This is a genomic window from Mycobacterium scrofulaceum (assembly GCF_002086735.1).
GTDB classification, from domain to species: domain Bacteria; phylum Actinomycetota; class Actinomycetes; order Mycobacteriales; family Mycobacteriaceae; genus Mycobacterium; species Mycobacterium scrofulaceum.
This window is the reverse complement of record NZ_MVIJ01000132.1, coordinates 1-1,804: the sequence shown is the minus strand read 5'-3', so window position 1 is coordinate 1,804 and position 1,804 is coordinate 1. Positions and strand designations below refer to the sequence as shown.

Below are 1,804 nucleotides of genomic sequence, written 5' to 3'. Positions count from 1 at the left end.
TATTCTTCAGCAGCCAGCCGCGCGAACTGCGGAAACACCGGGACACTACCGCGACTCAGGCCGCGAGCCCAAGAGAACCGTCCCCATGGCGGCCTCGGCGGCCAAACCCCCTACGAAAGACTGCTACAAAAGACCAAAGCTCAGCCTGTCACCGGCCACCGTCAGTCACACAGCTAGTCCAGGCGCAGCTCGACCATGGGCAGCGGCGTATTCGTCTCGGTGATCGCAACGCCGAGCGTTTCCTCCAGCACCGGCCGCATCTGGTCCCAGGCTTTGCGGTGGCGGCTGACGTAGGCCGTCAGCGTGCGGTCGGCCTCCTGCTGGTCGAGGACCCGCGCGGTGGCGGGTCGGGGCGCGTGGCTGCCCGCGTAGACGCGCACCCGCGGATTGGCCGCAATGTTGCGGAACCACTGCGCCTTTCGGCCGAAGCCGGAGGCGACGACGTAGGTGTTCGGCGACGGGTGGCCGACCACTTCCAGCACCACGAAGCGCGGCGCACCGGATTTGCGGCCGATGTGTTCGAGCATCAGCAAGCGCGACCCGAACAGCGCCCCGGCGCGGGCCTTGTAGATCCAGACCGGCGCGCGCATCAAGCGCCGCGACCGCAGCACCCGCGCGCCGGCGTTGGCGAAAAGGGTTGTGCTGGACATGTTTACCTCCGATTCTTTGTTCACCCGTTGACAAGTCCATCGCGATAGATCGCGAACACCTCGCCGGCCCAGCGCCGCATGCCCGCGCCCGAGAGCGGATCCACGCCGAGCACCTCGGTCAGGCGGGGGCGCAGCGTCAGCACCGCGAGGTCGTTGACGAGCAGGAACGCCGCCCGCACCTCGGCGTCCGCGCCGTGGCTGGCGGTTCCGGCCGCGACCATCGCGTCGAGGGTGGTCCGGCTGAGCCGGAACAGCCGGTCGAACAACGCCGAGCCCGCCCGGCCCCCGGTGATCAGCAGCCGGCTCAGGTACGCCGGGATCGGCGAGTCGGGCGGCAGGTGGGTGGCCAGGCCGTCGAGCAGGCTGGGCACCGCGCTGGGCTCGAGCCCCGCCACGGCGGTCTGCTCGGTCATCGTCGACAGCAGTACCTCAAAGGTGGTGACGACGTGATCGTCGACGGCCGCGACCAGTCCGTCTTTCGAGCCGTAGTGCCGGATGAGCAGGGCCGGTGACACGCCCGCCGCGGTCGCGATGTCGCGCAGCGTGACCGAGTCGGGGCCGCGCTCGGCGAAGAGCCGCAGCGCTTCGTCGCGGATGCGTGCGCGGGCCGTGCGGTCGTCCGGGGGTGGTGAATGCACGTTTACAATTGTAAACGATTGTTTACGCCGCGGGGGCCGCTGCCCGCGGACCTCAGGCGTGCGGCGGCAGGGGCGGTGCGGGCACCACGCCCGGCGCGGCCGTGGGCGACGGCGGCGAGGGATAGACACACCCGCCCCCGGTCTGCGACGAGAGCGGTGGCGGGTATGGCGGCGGCGGAAGCTGGACCCGGACCGTCCACACCAGCCCGGTGATCGCGAAGGTGGCCAGCGCGCCGACCACCAGGCCGAGGAGCCCGGCCACGACGGCGACTCCGGTGGGGAAGCGGCGGGTTCCGATGTTGTCCGAGGTCATGCGGCTCTCCACGGTCGTCGGCTGTCGGTAACCCGAGACGCTACTGGCCAGACGGCTGCCGCCGCCACGATTTGGCGGATCGTGACGGCGGCAGTCCGGTCAGCTGTGCGGGGACGGTGGCGGGGGCGGTCCCGGCGGTCCCGGCGGCGGCGCGGGCGGGCCGGGCGGCGGCCCGAAGCCGAACCCTCCCATCGGGCCGCCCA

3 protein-coding genes are annotated in these 1,804 nt (G+C 71.3%); all 3 read right to left on the bottom strand.

The features are described from left to right. Positions 1–173 precede the first annotated feature (173 nt). Genes BST44_RS29085 through BST44_RS29075 form a run of 3 tightly spaced genes read right to left on the bottom strand, consistent with a single transcriptional unit; the run spans position 174 to position 1,601 of the window. Positions 174–650 (bottom strand): nitroreductase family deazaflavin-dependent oxidoreductase, encoded by a 477-nt coding sequence (locus BST44_RS29085; RefSeq protein WP_208619907.1) that lies wholly within the window; start codon positions 648–650, stop codon positions 174–176. Positions 651–670: 20 nt separating this feature from the next. Then, positions 671–1,288: a TetR/AcrR family transcriptional regulator gene (locus tag BST44_RS29080; RefSeq protein ID WP_083180040.1), complete on the bottom strand. Its 618-nt coding sequence runs from the start codon at positions 1,286–1,288 to the stop codon at positions 671–673. 52 nt (positions 1,289–1,340) lie between these two features. Then, a complete protein-coding gene (locus tag BST44_RS29075; protein ID WP_083180039.1) occupies positions 1,341–1,601 on the bottom strand; it encodes a hypothetical protein in 261 nt (86 codons plus the stop codon). Positions 1,602–1,804 lie beyond the last annotated feature (203 nt).

What these genes read in the sequence shown, in the direction of transcription:
- BST44_RS29085 (WP_208619907.1), bottom strand. Translation starts at nt 650, where the DNA reads ATGTCCAGCACAACCCTTTTCGCCAACGCCGGCGCGCGGGTGCTGCGG.
- BST44_RS29075 (WP_083180039.1), bottom strand. Translation starts at nt 1,601, where the DNA reads ATGACCTCGGACAACATCGGAACCCGCCGCTTCCCCACCGGAGTCGCC.